The 15,394-nt window shown below is 71.1% G+C and carries 16 protein-coding genes; 5 read left to right on the top strand and 11 right to left on the bottom strand.

Going from position 1 to position 15,394, the window contains the following annotated elements:
* Window positions 1–175: 175 nt before the first annotated feature.
* From OG329_RS22380 to OG329_RS22390, 3 genes are all read left to right on the top strand, one after another.
* Window positions 176–1,045, top strand: a complete 870-nt coding sequence (locus OG329_RS22380) for a phosphotransferase family protein (protein ID WP_405797529.1) — start codon at window positions 176–178, stop codon at window positions 1,043–1,045.
* 149 nt (window positions 1,046–1,194) lie between these two features.
* Entirely contained in the window at window positions 1,195–1,644 is a 450-nt protein-coding gene (locus OG329_RS22385) for a hypothetical protein (RefSeq protein WP_405797531.1), read from the top strand.
* Window positions 1,641–2,201, top strand: coding sequence for a hypothetical protein (locus tag OG329_RS22390; protein WP_405797533.1), 561 nt, complete (start codon window positions 1,641–1,643; stop codon window positions 2,199–2,201). The genes OG329_RS22385 and OG329_RS22390 overlap by 4 nt, the downstream gene beginning before the upstream one ends.
* A gap of 9 nt (window positions 2,202–2,210) precedes the next feature.
* On the opposite strand, the gene OG329_RS22395 is transcribed toward OG329_RS22390, so the two are convergent.
* The 7 genes from OG329_RS22395 to mshD all read right to left on the bottom strand — a co-directional run bounded on the left by OG329_RS22395 (window position 2,211) and on the right by mshD (window position 9,534).
* The gene (locus OG329_RS22395; protein ID WP_405797534.1) at window positions 2,211–2,633 is read right to left on the bottom strand and encodes an NUDIX hydrolase; all 423 of its coding nucleotides are present in this window, start codon (window positions 2,631–2,633) and stop codon (window positions 2,211–2,213) included.
* On the bottom strand, window positions 2,630–3,655 hold the full coding sequence (locus OG329_RS22400; protein ID WP_405801968.1) for a CHAD domain-containing protein: 1,026 nt from the start codon (window positions 3,653–3,655) through the stop codon (window positions 2,630–2,632). The genes OG329_RS22395 and OG329_RS22400 overlap by 4 nt, the downstream gene beginning before the upstream one ends.
* A gap of 19 nt (window positions 3,656–3,674) precedes the next feature.
* A complete protein-coding gene (locus OG329_RS22405) occupies window positions 3,675–5,900 on the bottom strand; it encodes an RNA degradosome polyphosphate kinase (protein ID WP_405797535.1) in 2,226 nt (741 codons plus the stop codon).
* Between the two features lie 334 nt (window positions 5,901–6,234).
* Window positions 6,235–7,191, bottom strand: a complete 957-nt coding sequence (locus OG329_RS22410; protein ID WP_405797536.1) for an ABC transporter permease — start codon at window positions 7,189–7,191, stop codon at window positions 6,235–6,237.
* Window positions 7,188–8,096 (bottom strand): ABC transporter ATP-binding protein, encoded by a 909-nt coding sequence (locus OG329_RS22415; protein WP_405797538.1) that lies wholly within the window; start codon window positions 8,094–8,096, stop codon window positions 7,188–7,190. Before OG329_RS22415 ends, OG329_RS22410 begins: the two co-directional genes overlap by 4 nt.
* Entirely contained in the window at window positions 8,093–8,509 is a 417-nt protein-coding gene (locus OG329_RS22420) for a GntR family transcriptional regulator (protein ID WP_405797539.1), read from the bottom strand. The genes OG329_RS22415 and OG329_RS22420 overlap by 4 nt, the downstream gene beginning before the upstream one ends.
* Window positions 8,510–8,613: 104 nt before the next feature.
* Window positions 8,614–9,534 carry a mycothiol synthase gene (gene mshD, locus OG329_RS22425; protein WP_405797541.1) on the bottom strand — a complete coding sequence of 307 codons (921 nt, stop codon included), beginning with the start codon at window positions 9,532–9,534 and terminating at the stop codon, window positions 8,614–8,616.
* A gap of 289 nt (window positions 9,535–9,823) precedes the next feature.
* Here mshD and OG329_RS22430 point away from each other — a divergent pair, with 289 nt between their 5' ends.
* Window positions 9,824–11,632: a bifunctional metallophosphatase/5'-nucleotidase gene (locus tag OG329_RS22430; protein ID WP_405797542.1), complete on the top strand. Its 1,809-nt coding sequence runs from the start codon at window positions 9,824–9,826 to the stop codon at window positions 11,630–11,632.
* Window positions 11,633–11,710: 78 nt separating this feature from the next.
* Here OG329_RS22430 and OG329_RS22435 read toward each other — a convergent pair whose 3' ends face one another.
* Window positions 11,711–12,664: an oxidoreductase gene (locus tag OG329_RS22435; RefSeq protein ID WP_405797543.1), complete on the bottom strand. Its 954-nt coding sequence runs from the start codon at window positions 12,662–12,664 to the stop codon at window positions 11,711–11,713.
* A 61-nt stretch (window positions 12,665–12,725) separates the two neighbouring features.
* Between OG329_RS22435 and OG329_RS22440 the strand changes: the two genes are divergently transcribed.
* Window positions 12,726–13,409 carry a TetR family transcriptional regulator gene (locus OG329_RS22440; RefSeq protein ID WP_405797544.1) on the top strand — a complete coding sequence of 228 codons (684 nt, stop codon included), beginning with the start codon at window positions 12,726–12,728 and terminating at the stop codon, window positions 13,407–13,409.
* 33 nt (window positions 13,410–13,442) lie between these two features.
* Here the strand turns inward: OG329_RS22440 and OG329_RS22445 are convergent, their stop codons facing one another.
* The 3 genes from OG329_RS22445 to OG329_RS22455 form a co-directional block, all read right to left on the bottom strand.
* Entirely contained in the window at window positions 13,443–13,817 is a 375-nt protein-coding gene (locus OG329_RS22445) for a DUF4180 domain-containing protein (RefSeq protein ID WP_405797546.1), read from the bottom strand.
* Window positions 13,810–14,316: a helix-turn-helix domain-containing protein gene (locus tag OG329_RS22450; RefSeq protein ID WP_405797547.1), complete on the bottom strand. Its 507-nt coding sequence runs from the start codon at window positions 14,314–14,316 to the stop codon at window positions 13,810–13,812. Before OG329_RS22450 ends, OG329_RS22445 begins: the two co-directional genes overlap by 8 nt.
* A 140-nt stretch (window positions 14,317–14,456) precedes the next feature.
* Complete coding sequence (locus OG329_RS22455; protein ID WP_405797549.1) at window positions 14,457–15,380, bottom strand: phosphotransferase family protein; 924 nt, start codon at window positions 15,378–15,380, stop codon at window positions 14,457–14,459.
* Window positions 15,381–15,394: the final 14 nt, after the last annotated feature.

A 15,394-nucleotide genomic window follows, 5' to 3' on the forward strand; every position in this document is an offset into this window, starting at 1 on the left:
TCGAGGTGGTGGATCCGGCGGTATGCCGGTCACCGTGTAAGGCCGAAATTAGGCAGATCAGGTGAAGCCGCTGACGGATGGGGGTGAACGGGAGGTGAACCGTGACGGACAGCCTGGTGCGGCTCCGGCCGCGATCGGCGCCCGACACGGCGTGCCCGCCGAGAAAGTGCGTCCCATGGCTTCGGGGGTGGCGAACCGGGCGTTTCTCCTCGGGCCGCATCTGGTGCTGCGTATACCGCGTACGGAGGCGTTCGTCGCCGACCTGGTGAAGGAGGCGGCGGTGATTCCGGTGGCGCGGGCGGTCGGGGTGCGTACGCCCGCGCTCGTCACCTTTGATACCAGTTGTACGGACGCGGATGTGCCGTACATGGTGCTGGAGCGGGTGCCGGGGGTGGACCTCGCGGACGCGCCGGGCCCGTGCGACGCGGATGTCTTCCGGGTCTTCCGGGAGGTGGGGCGGGAGCTGGCGCGGCTGCACCGGGTGACGCCCGGGGCCGCGGGGGAGCCGGCCGGCGTCCCGGTGGAGTACGACCCCGAGGCCGACGCCCCGCACCGGCTGGTCGCCGATCTGCTGTCGGCCGGGATGCTGGACGCGGAGGCCGCGCGCTGGCTGCGGGGCTGGTTCGACCGGCTCGCGGAACGGATCCCCGGCGGCGGGGCGGCGCGCGTCCTGGTGCACGGCGACATCGCCCCGCAGAACCTGATGGTGACGGCGGGGCCGGGGCCGGTGGCGCTGACCGGGATCGTGGACTGGGGCGACGCGATGTGGGCGGACCCGGCGGTCGAGTTCGCCAAGACACCACTGCCGGGCGTCCCGGCGATGCTGGACGGCTACCGTGAGGAGGGCGGTGCCGTGTCTGGCGATTCGTACGCCTGGGAGGCCCGCGTCCTGCGCTACCACCTCACCTGGGCCCTCACCCGCCTGACCGACCCCACCCCGGTTCGCGGCGCACGCCACTGGACGGCACCCCCGGCCTCCCGCCTGCTCGGCCTCCTGCGCTTCTTCGCCTCGTCACCACCGGAGCCGTGGCGGGGGCTGGCGTAGCCGGTCGCGGGGTGCGAGCCCCAGGGCTCGAAGCGCCTGCCCGCCTCATTACATCCAACGTCCAACTCCCTCCCATGGGCGACTCGTTGAGGAGCGCCCACACTCGAAGGACCGGCGAGGGGCGTCGGTCCTTCGAGGGAGGGGGCGTGATGGGGGTTGTGCGAGAGGGCGTGCGGGTCGGTCGGTGGGTCGTCGGTGGGGTCGTCGGGGTGGCCGTGCTGGGGGTGGTCGGTGTGTTCGTGTTCGGGGGTGCGGGGTGGGGCACCGCGCCGTTTCGGGGGGAGGCGCAGGTGCGGGAGGACACCGTCGGGTCGGGGGCGTTTCGGCAGTCGACGTATCAGGAGTTCTTCGATCTGTGCGAGGCCGTGCAGAACGCCGAGGGCGCGATCCGCGTACTCGACGAGGAGCGGGAGTCCGCTTCGGATGTCCGTAAGACCCAGATCGATCAGTCCGTCACCGCGCTGAAGGTGACGCGGATCGAGTCGGTCAACGACTACAACTCCAAGGCCGCCCAGGAGCACCGCGCGCCCTTCCGGGACCGGGATCTGCCGTACCGGCTGGACGCCGGGGCCGACGACACGATCTGTGGTGCGGCATGAAGACGATCACTCGTACCGTCGTGGCGTCCATGGCGGCGCTCACTCTGGGGGTGGGGCTGACCTCCTGCGACGACGACTCCAGCCAGAGCAAGGAGACGAAGGCCAAGCAGAAGAGTTACGACCAGCTCGTGGCCAATCAGCCCGCCGGGAAGATGGAGTACTCGCCGACCCGCGAGGCCATCAACGAGTGGGTGAAGACCTGGGGCAAGCGGGGCAAGCTGAGTTACGTCTACATCCAGAACGCCAAGGGCGAGTACGGGTACTTCGTCATGAAGGGCATGCCGGTCGCGCGCTGCCAGATGCTCACGCCGACGGAGAAGGTGGACGCCTCCGCCAACGGCAAGGTGGTGGTGGCGCTGCCGGGTATGGACGGTACGTACTCGGCGGGCTCGATGTGCGACACGTACTACGGCTTCGATGCCACGACCGGCGTGTTCATGGAGTTCACCGTCGGGACGAACCAGTCGTTCTTCCTGTTCGACAAGCCCATGACCATGCCGGAGTACGCCAGCGCCCGACAACTCGGGCCGACCGCCGTTGAGGACGTCAGGAAGTGACCCGACGGGTCAAGGCAGCGCGCGCAGCAGCGTGTCGATCAGCAGGCGGTCGCGTGGTTGCGTCAGGCGGGTGCGGGCCGTGGGTGGGGGGAGCCAGAGGAGGCGGTCCACCTCGTGGTTCGGTGCGAACGCGCCGTCCGTCGCTTCCGCCGCCCAGTAGGTGACCTGCTTGGGGCGGCCGTTGGCCAGGTAGCTGACCGTGCCGAGGCGGGTGCCGGGGGAGCAGTGGTGGCCCGTCTCTTCCAGGACCTCGCGCAGCGCGCCCGCGAGCGCGTCCTCCGCGTGCTTCAGCTTGCCTTTCGGGAAGGACCAGTCGTCGTACTTGGGCCGGTGGACCAGGCAGATCTCCGTCCCGTCCGCCGCGTACGGGGACTTGCGCCACAGCACGCAGCCCGCCGCGAGGACCGGGCCGCCCGGCCCCGTCGTACTCATGCTGTCGTCACCGCCGTCCGCTGCCAGATCTGCTGGAAGTCGTAGCGCGCCGCCTCCACCTCGTGGCGCTGGTCCGCGTGCAGCACGCCCAGCGCGTACGCCGTCGCCGGGGCGATCCGCGGGGTGCGGGCCGCGTTCGCCGCGGCTGCCGCCGCCTCGGCCGCGTCGCGGTGCCGGTCCAGCGCGCGGCCCGCCTCGGCGAACACCGGGTCGGGGGAGCCGTCGGGGTGGCGGACCTCCTGGGCGTAGCGGTGCAGTCGCAGCAACAGCCGCACCTGGTGCCACGGGGCGTCCTGGGCCTCGCCGTCGGAGGGCGTGGCGAGGCCGTGGACCAGGGCTTCCGCGTTGTACGGGTGCGCGGCGCGCGCCAGGGGCAGCGCGGCCACCGCGTCGAGCAGCCGCCGTTCGGCCCCGCCCTGCGGCCCCGTCAGGATCTCGGTCGCGGGCGCGCCCGCGACGGGCGCCAGCGGCACCTCGGAGGCCAGGACGGCGACGGCGTCGGCCACCGCGTGGAAGCGGGACGAGCCCAGCGCCTGGAGCGCCGCCGAGTGCGACCGCGTACGCGCGAGCGTCAACTGCCGCTCCAGCAGCGCCCCGGCGCGCGACGCCCCGACCGTCAGCGCGCCCGCAGCCGCCGAAGCGCTCTCGGCGTTACGGGCGGCAGGCACCGCGCCCGCTCCCGACAGTCGCGCCAGCGCCGACACCAGCCGGTGCAGCCGCGCCGTGCACGCGTACTCCTGCGCGAGTGTGCCGGACAGCCAGCCCAGTTCCGTACGGAGCTGGTCCGCCCACACCGGGTCCAGCAGCACCCGGAAGGTGTGCAGGCTGCCCCCGATCCGCCGGGCCGAGCGCCGCAGCGCGGACGCGGCGTCCTGCGCCGCCGCCGTGTCCGAGCCGCTTTCCCCGTACAGCCGCAGGCTGCGCAGGAAGTCCCCGCACCGGGTGTTCAGATACCCGGCGAGCACCTGCCCGGCCGTTGCCTCGAAGGCGTCGCCGGAGTGGGCCGGCCGAGCCGTGCCCACCGAGCCGGCGGAGTCTGTTTCATGGTGCTGCACGCCGGCGCCTCCGGGCGTCAATGAGCATTTCCTGTACGTGCCGCAGCGGCTGTCCGTCCGCGTCGACGGAGTGCCGGGTCCAGTTGCCGTCGGCGCCCAGATGCCAGGAGGCGGTGGTGTCCGCCATGCCGGTCTCCAGAAGCCGGCTGATGGACGCGCGGTGCGCCGGGTCGGTGACCCGGACCAGTGCCTCGATACGGCGGTCGAGGTTGCGGTGCATCATGTCGGCGCTGCCGAACCACACTTCGGGCTCGCCGCCGTTGCCGAAGGCGAAGATCCGCGAGTGTTCGAGGAAGCGGCCGAGTACGGAGCGCACCCGGATGTTCTCCGACAGGCCGTGCACGCCGGGGCGTACGGCGCAGATGCCCCGCACCCAGATGTCCACCGGTACGCCCGCCTGCGACGCGCGGTAGCACGCGTCGATGACCGCTTCGTCCACCATCGAGTTGACCTTGATGTGTACGTAGGCGGGGCGGCCCGAACGGTGGTGCGCCGCTTCCTTGTTGATACGCGTGATCAGCCCGTCGCGCAGCGACTTGGGCGCGACCAGCAGCCGGCGGTAGGTCTCGCGGCGCGAGTATCCCGACAGCCGGTTGAAGAGGTCGGACAGGTCGGCCCCGACGTGCGGGTCGGCCGTGAGCAGACCCATGTCCTCGTAGAGCCGTGCCGTCTTCGGGTGGTAGTTGCCGGTGCCGACATGGCTGTAGCGGCGCAGGGTCTCGCCCTCCTGCCGGACCACGAGCGACAGCTTGCAGTGCGTCTTGAGCCCGACCAGCCCGTAGACGACATGGCAGCCGGCCTCTTCGAGCTTGCGCGCCCACTTGATGTTGGCCTGTTCGTCGAAGCGGGCCTTCAGCTCGACGAGGACCAGGACCTGCTTGCCCGACTCGGCGGCGTCGATCAGCGCGTCGACGATCGGCGAGTCGCCGGAGGTCCGGTACAGCGTCTGCTTGATCGCCAGTACGTCCGGGTCGCCCGCCGCCTGCTCCAGGAACGCCTGGACGGAGGTGGAGAACGAGTCGTACGGGTGGTGCAGCAGTACGTCGCGCTCCCGCAGCGCCGCGAAGATGTCCGGCGCCGACGCCGACTCCACCTCCGCGAGGTCACGGTGCGTGCCCGCGATGAACTTGGGGAATTTCAGCTCCGGCCGGTCCAGCTTCACTATCCCGAACAGCCCGGTCAGATCCAGCGGCCCCGGCAGCGGATACACCTCGGCGTCGGACACCTTCAGCTCACGCACCAGCAGGTCGAGCACGTACGGGTCGATCGACTCCTCGACCTCCAGACGCACCGGCGGGCCGAAGCGGCGCCGCATCAGCTCCTTCTCCAGCGCCTTGAGCAGATTCTCCGCGTCGTCCTCCTCCACCTCCAGGTCCTCGTTGCGGGTGACCCGGAACATGTGGTGCGCCAGGACCTCCATCCCGGGGAACAGCTCCTCCAGGTGCGCCGCGATGACGTCCTCCAGCGGCACGTACCGCTGCGGGGACGCCTCCAGGAAGCGGGTCAGCAGGGGCGGGACCTTGACGCGGGCGAAGTGCCGGTGGCCGCTGACGGGGTTGCGGACGACGACCGCGAGGTTGAGGGAGAGCCCGGAGATGTACGGGAAGGGGTGCGCCGGGTCCACGGCGAGCGGCGTCAGGACGGGGAAGATCTGCTGCCGGAACAGGGTGAACAGCCGCGCCTGCTCCTTCTCCGTGAGGTCGGCCCAGCGGATCAGGTGGATGCCCTCGTCGGCGAGCGCGGGGGAGACGTCCTGCTGGAAGCAGGCGGCGTGCCGGGCCATGATCTCCCGCGACCGGGTCCAGATCAGGTCGAGGACCTCACGGGGCTGGAGCCCGGAGGCCGAACGGGTGGCGACGCCGGTCGCTATCCGCCGCTTCAGGCCGGCGACGCGGACCATGAAGAACTCGTCCAGGTTCGACGCGAATATGGCGAGGAAATTCGCCCGTTCGAGTAGCGGGGTGGCCGGGTCCTCGGCCAGTTCCAGCACCCGCTCGTTGAAGGCGAGCCAGCTCCGCTCGCGGTCGAGGAAGCGGCCCTGGGGCAGCTCGCCGCCCTGCGGGTCGTCGTCCTGGTCGTACGAGTCGAGGTCGGCGTCCAGGTCGGGCTCCAGATCGGACACCGCGGCGGCCACCGTGTGCGGCCGGTGTGCGGCGATGGATCCGACGGACGGTTGCGGGTGGACCGGGGACTCGGCAGGCTGCTGGCTCATACCTCCATTGTTCCGCGCGGAGGGCACGACGGGCGCGTCGGAGCCGGCGGGGGCGAGGCGGAACCTGCCGTTCGCGGTGGGGGGCACAGCGGGCTGCATTCCGAGAGGGTCGCAAGCGCGTCTGAATGGCCGGTAACGCGGACATGACGTGCAGGGAAGCGGGGCGGGGCGTGGCGGGGGCGTGGCGGGGCACGTGGTGGCGGTGCGGTGGGGCGGCGGGCGGGATCGTACGAGGTGAACGGCCGGGGTGGGCGTACGAGGTGAACGGCCGGGGTGGACGTACGGGGTCCCGCCCACCCCCGTGGCGCGGGCGGGACTCCGGGTGATCGGGCGTTCAGCCGTGGACGCGGCGCAATACCTTGAACGCGGCGAAGACGCACGCCGCGGCGAGCAACAGCACGAGGCCGGTCTCGACGAGCTGGAGCGGCCAGAAGTGCCCTTCGGGGTGGTAGTCCACGAAGCCGGAGACGTTCGCGGTATGCGGATCGCACGGCGATTTCGAGAGGCCCATGTCCCAGCACTGTTCGTAGGTCATCCGGCTGCCGTCGGGCAGGACGACGCCTCGCTGTGTGATCCAGGTACCGGCCGAATCCGCCTGGGGGCCGCCCATCGCGTCCCCCTCGGCCGTGAGCGTCGGCCACAGGTGGGGCCGGACCCGGGTGAAGAGCAGCCCGACCCCCGCCGTGGCGACCAGGCCGGCGGCCATCGCCGGGAGGGTGCGGCGTACGAGTACGGCCGCGAGCGCGCCGACGGCGACCGCCAGCAGGACATAGCCGACAGCGGTCACCCCCAGGGCGGGGAAGGCGCCGGTGTCGCCCCAGAACATGGACGGGTACAGGGCCCCGAGCGGCTCGCTGTCGATGTAGGACCTGCTCCCGCGGAAGATGATGACCAGCAGGACGGTGCCCGCGGTGGCGACCACGGCGGCGCAGACGAGCCGGATGGCCAGCCAGCGGGCGGGCGACACCGACTGGGTCCAGGCCAGCCGGTACGTGCCCGAGTCCAGTTCACGGGCGATCAGCGGACCGGCGGTGAACGCCACGACGAGCAACGGCAGCAGGACGGCCGTGCCCGCGAGGTAGTTCTCCGCCCAGCCGAACCAGCCGGCCGCGTTCGTCGTCGCCCTGCACCCCTTGCCGCAGCTCACCTCGAACCCCGCCGAGCCGACCCAGATACGGGCCGAGACCCAGCAGCCGACGGCGAGAATGACGACGAGCAGTGCCGTCCACAGCGCGAGGCGGTGCTGCCGTACGGCGACCCAGGCCGGGCCGCGTGGTGTCAGCGTGCTCATGCCGTCACCGCCACGGGCTGCTCGGTGCCGCGTGATTCCGCGCTCGGCGTGAGCAGGACGGGCGCGCCCGGGGAGCGCAGATGGGCGAGCAACAGTTCCTCCAGGGAAGGTTCCACGGTCTGCCAGTCGTGGGCGACCGGTCCGTCGGGGCGGATCAGCGCCGTGAGCTGGCGGCCGGTGGTGCGGGAGTCCACGACGGTGTGCGGTGCCAGGTCGCGTACGGGGCCGGTGACCAGTCGGTGCGCGGTCAGCAGGTCCTCGGTCTCGCCGCCGAGGCGGATCCGGCCGCCGTCGAGGAGCAGCAGGTAGTCACAGGTGCCCTCCAGCTCGGCGAGGATGTGCGACGACATCACGACCGTGGTGCCGTTCGCGGCGGCCTCGGCCATGAGCGTGCCCATGAGGTGGTGGCGGGCGAGCGGGTCCAGGTCGGCCATCGGCTCGTCCAGGAGCATGAGTTCGGGCCGCTTGCCGAGCGCGAGGGCGAGCGCGACGCGGGTGCGCTGGCCGCCGGAGAGCGTACGGACGCGTACGCCGGGGTCGAGCCGTCCCTCGGTGACGATCCGTTCGGCGGCTTCGGCGTCCCAGCGGGCGGGGTTGAGCTCGTACCCCATGCGCAGGGTGTCGCGGATCGTCAACTGCCGGTACAGGGGCTTGTCCTGGGCTACGTACGCGATGCGTTCGCGGGCGTCGCCCGGTCGCTCGCCGAGGATTCGGACGCCGCCCTCGGTGGCCGGGAGCAGTCCGGCGGCCTGGGCGAGGAGGGTGGACTTGCCGGCGCCGTTGGGGCCGACGAGGGCGCAGATACGGCCCCGCGGGATCCGGAAGGAACAGTCGCGCAGGGCCCAGCCGCGCCGTTTCCCGTAGCGCTTGCCGAGGCCGGTGGCCTCGATCGCGGCGGCTGTCATGAGCGTTCCCCCTGGTTGTGGTGTTCCGTGTTGAAGCGTTCCGTGAGGACGGAGTCGAAGAGGGCGGACAGGTCGTCCCTCTCCAGCCCTCCGGCGCGGGCCCGTTCGGCCCACGCGGTGAGTTCGGCGCGCAGTTCGGCCCGCAGCGGGCTGTCGGCGGCGCCGCCGCCGAGGGTGCCGCGTACGAAGGTCCCCAGCCCGCGCCGCCCTTCGGCCAGGCCCTCGCGTTCCAGTTCGCGGTAGGCCTTGAGGACGGTGTTGGGATTGATGGCCGTGGCCTCCACGACCTCACGTGCCGTGGGCAGTTTGTCGCCGGGCTCCAGCAGGCCGAGCCGCAGGGCCTGTTTGGTCTGCTGGACGATCTGGAGGTATGTGGCGACACCGCTGCGCCGGTCGATGCGGTATTCGATCACCCGCAAGCACCCTTTCACTAGGGAAGTAGTGAAAGCATGGGTCGAAGAAGGGGCGGTGTCAACTTCACCGCCCCTTCGCCTACTTGACCTGGTGCCGGACGGTCCTACGTCTCCGTGCGGTACATGAGGTCCACCTCGTGCGTCACGAAGCCCAGGCGCTCGTACACCGTCACCGCCGCCGTGTTGTCCGCGTCGACGTACAGCATCGCGACCGGCAGACCCAGCGACGCCAGGTGCCGCAGCCCGATCGCGGTGAGCGCCTTGCCCAGTCCGGAGCCCTGCGCGTCGGGGCTGATGCCGACGACGTACACCTCGCCGAGCTGTTCGGCGGCGTGCACCTTGGTCCAGTGGAAGCCCACGAGCCGGCCGTCCCGCTCGGCCAGGAAGAAGCCCTTCGGGTCGAACCACGGCTCGGCCTCGCGGTCGGCCAGATCGCGCTGGGTGAGTCCGCCCTGCTCGGGGTGGTGGGCGAAGGCGGCGGCGTTGACGGCGAGCCAGGCGGCGTCGTCCTGGCCGGGTACGAAGGTACGGACGGTGACCCCGTCGGGGAGGACCGGCTCGGCGATGTCCAGCGGCTCCAACGGCCGCCGCAACTGCCGCAGTTCACGGAACATGGTCAGTCCGAGCACCTGCGCCAGATGCCGGGCGGCCGACTTGCCGCCGTGCGCCCACACCCGCAGCCGCTTCCCGGACGCGGCCAGCAACGCGGCCCCCAGCGCCCGCCCGTGCCCGCGCCCCCGGTGCGAGGGATGCACGACCAGCTCGGCGGCCGGCGCCTCGATGGGATCGGTGTCCTCGAGCTGGCCGTAGCCCGTCAGCTCCCCGCCGACGGTCAGCAGAAAATGCCGCACCCCGGCCCTCGGCCCCCCGCGCAACTGCAACCGCCCCTGCTCGGACACGGCCTGCACCCCGTCGGAACGGGCCGCGTCGTCGAGCAGCGCGAGTACGTCCCGTGCCTGCTCAGGGGTGATCTCGTCAAGGGTGTCGATCTGCCGGCCCGGGTCGAGGGCTGCCGTATCAGTCATGCGTCGAGAGTACGGCGCACCACCGCGTTCCCCGGGGTCCCGGTTTCGGGGTCCCGGTTTCGGGTCCCGGATTCGGCGGGCACTTGGCCAACAGCCTGTTGGCCAATTGGCCCCGCTCGGGCACGCATCCGCCGTACGGGTGATACGCGGTAAACCACCCGTTGACGGGCATTGGCAACCAGGTCGTAACCAGAAGGCCCCTGTTGCTCTACGCGCGTGGACTCTAGGCTGCCGCTCGCAGCTACTCTCCTTCACACAGAACTTACAAGCGGAAGCCACAAGGGGACCGATGTCAGCGACACCGCAGAAAAATCGCGCGGCCCGGCGGGTGCTCGCCGCCGTGGCCGGGCTTGCCACACTGGGCGCTCTCGCCGCCGCCGCGCCCGCAGCCGCCGGGGCGCAGAGTCATGGGAAGGGGCACACCAAGCCCCGCACCGTGGATGTCCAACTGCTGTCCTTCAACGACCTGCACGGGAACCTGGAGCCGCCGGCCGGGTCCGCGGGCAATGTGAACGAGATCCAGGCCGACGGCACCGTCAAGGCCGTTCCGGCCGGTGGCGTCGAGTATCTGGCCACCTCGCTGCGCGACGCGCGCAAGGGCAACCCGTACTCCATCACCGCCGCCGCCGGTGACATGGTCGGCGCCAGCCCGATAATGTCCGGCCTGTTCCACGACGAGCCGACCATCGAGGCGCTGAACAAGATCGACCTCGACGTCACGTCCGTGGGCAATCACGAGTTCGACGAGGGCTCCGCCGAGCTGACCCGCCTCCAGAACGGTGGCTGTCACCCGACAGGCGGCTGCTACGAGAAGGGCAAGAAGTTCGAGGGCGCCGACTTCCCCTACCTGGCGGCCAACGCCACGTACGAGAAGACCGGGAAGCCGGTCCTCAAGCCCTACACCGTGTGGAAGAAGAACGGCGTCAAGGTCGGCTTCATCGGCGTGACCCTGGAGGGCACCCCGAACGTCGTCACCGCCGAGGGCGTCAAGGGCCTGAAGTTCCACGACGAGATCGAGACCGTCAACAAGTACGCCAAGGAGCTGGACCGCCAGGGCGTCAAGTCGATCGTCGCGCTCATCCACGAGGGCGGGGCCCCGGCCTCCACCTCGTACAACTACGACTGCGACAGCCCCGGCCCCGGTGACGGCATCTCGGGTCCGATCGCGGACATCGCGAAGGGCATCACGCCGAAGGTCGACGCGCTGGTGACGGGCCACACGCACCAGGCGTACGCGTGCACCATCCCCGACCCGGCGGGCAACGACCGCATGGTGACGTCGGCTTCGTCGTTCGGCAAGGTCTACACGGACACCACGCTCACCTACGACCTGCGGACCAAGGACATCGTCCGTACGAGCGTGGAGTCGGCCAATCACGTCGTCAGCCGTGACCAGGCCAAGGCCACGGACATGACCGACCTGATCAAGCGGTGGAACGCCACCGCCGCGCCGATCGCGAACGCCCCGCAGGGCTTCATCTCCGCCGACATCAACGGCCGTGGCTCCACCGAGCTGGAGAAGCCGATCGGCAACGTCATCGCCGACGCGCAGCTCGCGGGCACGGCCGCGGCCGACAAGGGCGGCGCGCAGATCGCGTTCATGAACCCCGGCGGTATCCGCTCCGACCTCGTGTACGCCGCCTCGGGCAGTGAGGGCGACGGTGTGGTGACGTACGGCGAGGCGTTCACCGTCCAGCCGTTCACCAACATGCTGAACGTCGTGGACCTCACCGGCGCGCAGATCGTCACCGCGCTCCAGCAGCAGGTCAGCGGCTCCAACGCGGCGTCCATCAAGATCCTCCAGGTCTCGAAGGGCTTCACCTACACCCTGGACCTGACCAAGACGGGCGCCGAGCGGATCGTCACCGACTCGGTGAAGCTGGACGGCGTGGCGCTGGACCCGGCGAAGACGTACCGCGTCGCGATGAACGAGTTCCTCGGCGGCGGCGGCGACGGCTTCCCGGTCCTGGCCCAGGGCGCGAACAAGCTGGTCGGCGCGTCCGATCTGGACCTGTTCAACGCCTACCTGGCGGCGAACTCCTCGGCCACCGCGCCGCTGGCGCCCCCGGCGACGGACCGGATCACGATCATCAAGTAGTCACCCGTACGCGGAGGGTGGGGCGGTGGGACGGATACTCGTCCCGCCGCCCCACCCTCGCTTCACACAGTTGTCGCGTCACACAGTTGTCGGGAACGCGAACCGCACCCCCGTCGCCTCCTCCGACAACTCCCACAGCCGGCGCCCCGTCTCCGCGTCGGCCGCCGCCGGTGCCAGTGGCACCCGCGTCGGCGCCCCGCGCAGCTCCGCCGGGCCGCCCGGCCCGATGAACTCCCCGCTCTCCACGTCCGGTTCGGTCGCCGCGTACAACTGCGGCAGCGCGCCCCGCTCCGGGCTCTGCGCCAGCAGCGGGTTGCCGATACGCCCGAACACCACCCGCCACAGGCCGATCGGCGCGCTCGTCTGGAGGTTGGTGGCGGTGTAGCCGGGGTGCGCGAGCACGCTGCGCACCGGGCTCCCCGACTCGCCGAGCCGCCGGTGGAGTTCGTGCCCGAAGACGGCGTTGGCGAGCTTCGACTGGTTGTAGAACCCCATGGCCGAGTAGCGGCGCCGCCCGGTGATGTCGTCGAACTGGATGCCGGCCTTGCGGTGGTTGACCGAACTCACCGTGACCACGCGCGGATCGCGCCCGGCGCCCCCGCCCCCCGCCGTCAGCGCACCGAGCAGCAGCCCGGTGAGGGCGAAGTGGCCGAGATGGTTGCAGGCGAACTGCGACTCGTGGCCCTGCGGGCTCAGCGAGCGGGGCGGCGCCATCAGGCCGGCGTTGTTGACCAGTACGTCCAGCCGCGAGTGGTCGGCCCGCAGCCGATCGGCGAAGGACCGGACGGATTCGAGGTCGGCCAGGTCGAGTTGGCGTACCTCAAGACGGGCGCCCGGTTGTCCGGCGGTGATGTCCGCGACCGCCCGGCGGCCCTTCGCCTCGTCGCGTACGGCGAGGATCACCTGCCCGCCCCGCCGGGCGATGGCCCGGGTGGTCGCCAGACCGAGGCCGCTGTTTGCTCCGGTGACGACGAACACCCGGCCGGCCTGGTCCGGGATCCGGTCGGCGTTCCAGTGTGGATGCTCTCTCATGCGGCACAGATTGCCTCGCATGGCATTGAGTGTCAAGGTGCTACTGAGTGCCATGTATGGCATGGCGCGCTATGCTTGCCGGGTGAGTACGCGACCTGGACCCGAGAACCGACCCGAAAGCAGCCTGGCCGAGCGCAAACGCCAACTCGTCTCGAACGAACTGACCGAAGCGGCGCTTCAGTTGCTGGCGCTGAAGGGGTTCGACGCCGTCACCGTCGACGAGATCGTGACGGCCGCCGGAGTGTCCAAGCGGACGTTCTTCCGGTACTTCGCGTCGAAGGAGGACGTGGTCGTCCAGTTCCTGGCCGACATGGGCGCCGGCATCCACGCGGAGCTGGCGTCCCGCCCCGCCGACGAGCCGCCGTCCGTCGCGCTGCGGCACGCGGTCTGGGTCGCCATGGCCGCCTGCGCGAACGACCGCTCGGGCCGCCCGGGGCACCCGGACCACGCCGAACGGGTGCTGCGTGTGGTGCGGCTGATCCTCAGCACGCCCGCCCTGCGCGCCCGCTTCCTCGAACGACAGGCGCAGTGGCGCGACGACCTGTCGGTGGAGCTGGCGCGCCGTCTGGGGCTCGACGCGGAGGCGGATCTCTACCCGCGACTGGCCGCCGGGACGGCGATCACGGCGTTCGACGTGGTGCTGCGACGGTGGAGCACGAGCGACGGTACGCAGGACCCGGCGGCCCTGACAGACCGGGCGTTCGCCGTGATCGCCCCGGCCCTGGACGCGGCCGGACCGGGGTGAAGCCGTCCGACGGGGCCGGACGACCGGTACGGGTTACGGGCGGTGCGCGGCGAGTCTCGTCGTGAGTTCGTCCAGGTCGGTCACGAACCAGACGTCCCGGCCCCGGTTCGCCTCCCGTACGAGATCGGGCAGCGCCACGCTGGCCCGCAGATGGTGCGAGATGTCGCCGACAACCGCCAGCCGCAGCCGGTAGTTGGCGAGCTTCTGGAGGATCGCGCCGGCGACCCCGCTGCTCAGGTCGTAGAAGCTGTCCTCGAACCGCCCGGCCGGGACCGCGACCAGTTCGGCGCCCTGGAAGGCCGCGCCGACGAGGTGGTCGAGCGCGTCCTGCTCGGTGGCGATCGGGGCGCCGTCCGCGTCGCAGACCAGCACCTGTACGCCGTGGTGCTCCACGAGAAGATCAGGCACCGTCCGACTCCCAGCCTTCGGTGGGCAGCAGGTCGTTGCCCGGTCCGAGCACGCTGCCGAGCAGATGCAGCAGATCGGCGGTCTCGGCGGTGTCGCCGAGGATCACGATCTTCATACGGGCCCGCTCCTCGTCGTAGACGGTCTGGATACGCAGGGAGTGCGCCGGGCCCCGTGCGGACTGCGCGGTCGCGGTGACGAAGGTGCTCAGCCGGCTCGCGGCGTCGGGCCCGAGCGAGTCGATCTGCACGATGCTCGACACCTCCACGTGCCGCCCGCGTGGCACGTCGGCCGCCGCCGATTCCCCGGCCTCCGGGGCCGGGGAATCGGCGCCGGTCAGCGCCTCGAAGTCCGCCCGGCTGATGCGGTACTGCTTACCGATCCGCACGGCTTTGAGCCGCCCGTCGCGCACGTAGTTCCGCACCGTACGCACATGCAGCCCCAGCATCTCGGCGACCTCGCCGACCGAGTACAGCTCGCGCTCGCGGTCTCCACTCTCCATGTGTATGAATGCTACCTCAAACTACCCTGACCTGACCCCAGAGAAGGAAAATGGGGAAAGTAAGGAACTAGAGGGAAGGTTCGAGCGTACAGCTCGAAGCCGCCGGAGATTCAGCTCGGGGATGGGTGAGTACGCGTCACTCATCGCTGACGCTGTCTCCCGGGTCCGACAACGGCCGCGTACGAGGCCAGCCCGTCCGCGCGTTCCTCCTCGTCGCCGTCCCGGTGTGCGGCGAGGGCCTGTTGGAGGGCGAAGGAGGCGCGGATCGTGGCGATCCGGTCGTGCAGTGCGTCGTCCGACCAGGCTCCCAGCCGGAGCACCCGCGCCAGGAACTCCTCACCGTGGCCGGCGCCGATGGCCGCGAGGTCTTCGGCCGGGTCGCCGAGCGCGGCCTCGTCCCAGTCGACCACGCCACCGAGCCGGGGCAGCCCGCCCCCGGTCCCTCCGGTACCCCCGGTACCCGCGGTCCCCCCGGCCTCCCACAGCACGTTCTCCGGTCCGAGGTCGCCGTGCACCACCGCTCCCGTGAGATGCGGCAGACCGACGAGCGCGGTCAGCTCCCGCTCCGCCCGGCGGCGCCCGCTGTCGGACATCAGCACGTACAGCTCCTCCCGTACACCCGCCGCGAACCGCCGCCACCCGTCCTCCCGCGCGTGCGGCAGCGCGGCTCGTACCGTACGGTCGGCGCCCGCCTCCGACAGCCCGGCCAGCAGCGTCGCGTACTGCCCTGCCACGGCCTCGGCCACGGCGGAATCCCGGAGCGCGTCGTCGGTCAGCGGCGCGCCCGGAACCCGGCTGAGCACGAGGAAGGGCACATCGTCGGCAGTGTCCCCGCTCGCCAGCAGAGGCTCAGGCGTACGGAAGCCGAGACCCAGCCCCGCGAGCACGCGCAGCACCGCCGCCCGCGCGGGCAGCCGGCGGGCCGCCGCCTCGGTGCGGGGAAAGCACACGACACGGTCCGCGCCGAGCACCACCTGGTGGAACTGCCCCTGGCGGACGTCGAGTTCGGCCGGGTCGTCATCGGGCAGCAATCGGCCGAGCAGAGCCGCTGTCCCCATCGTCATCAGATGAACCTTCC

This window comes from Streptomyces sp. NBC_01506 (assembly GCF_045040295.1).
In the GTDB taxonomy this organism is placed as follows: domain Bacteria; phylum Actinomycetota; class Actinomycetes; order Streptomycetales; family Streptomycetaceae; genus Streptomyces.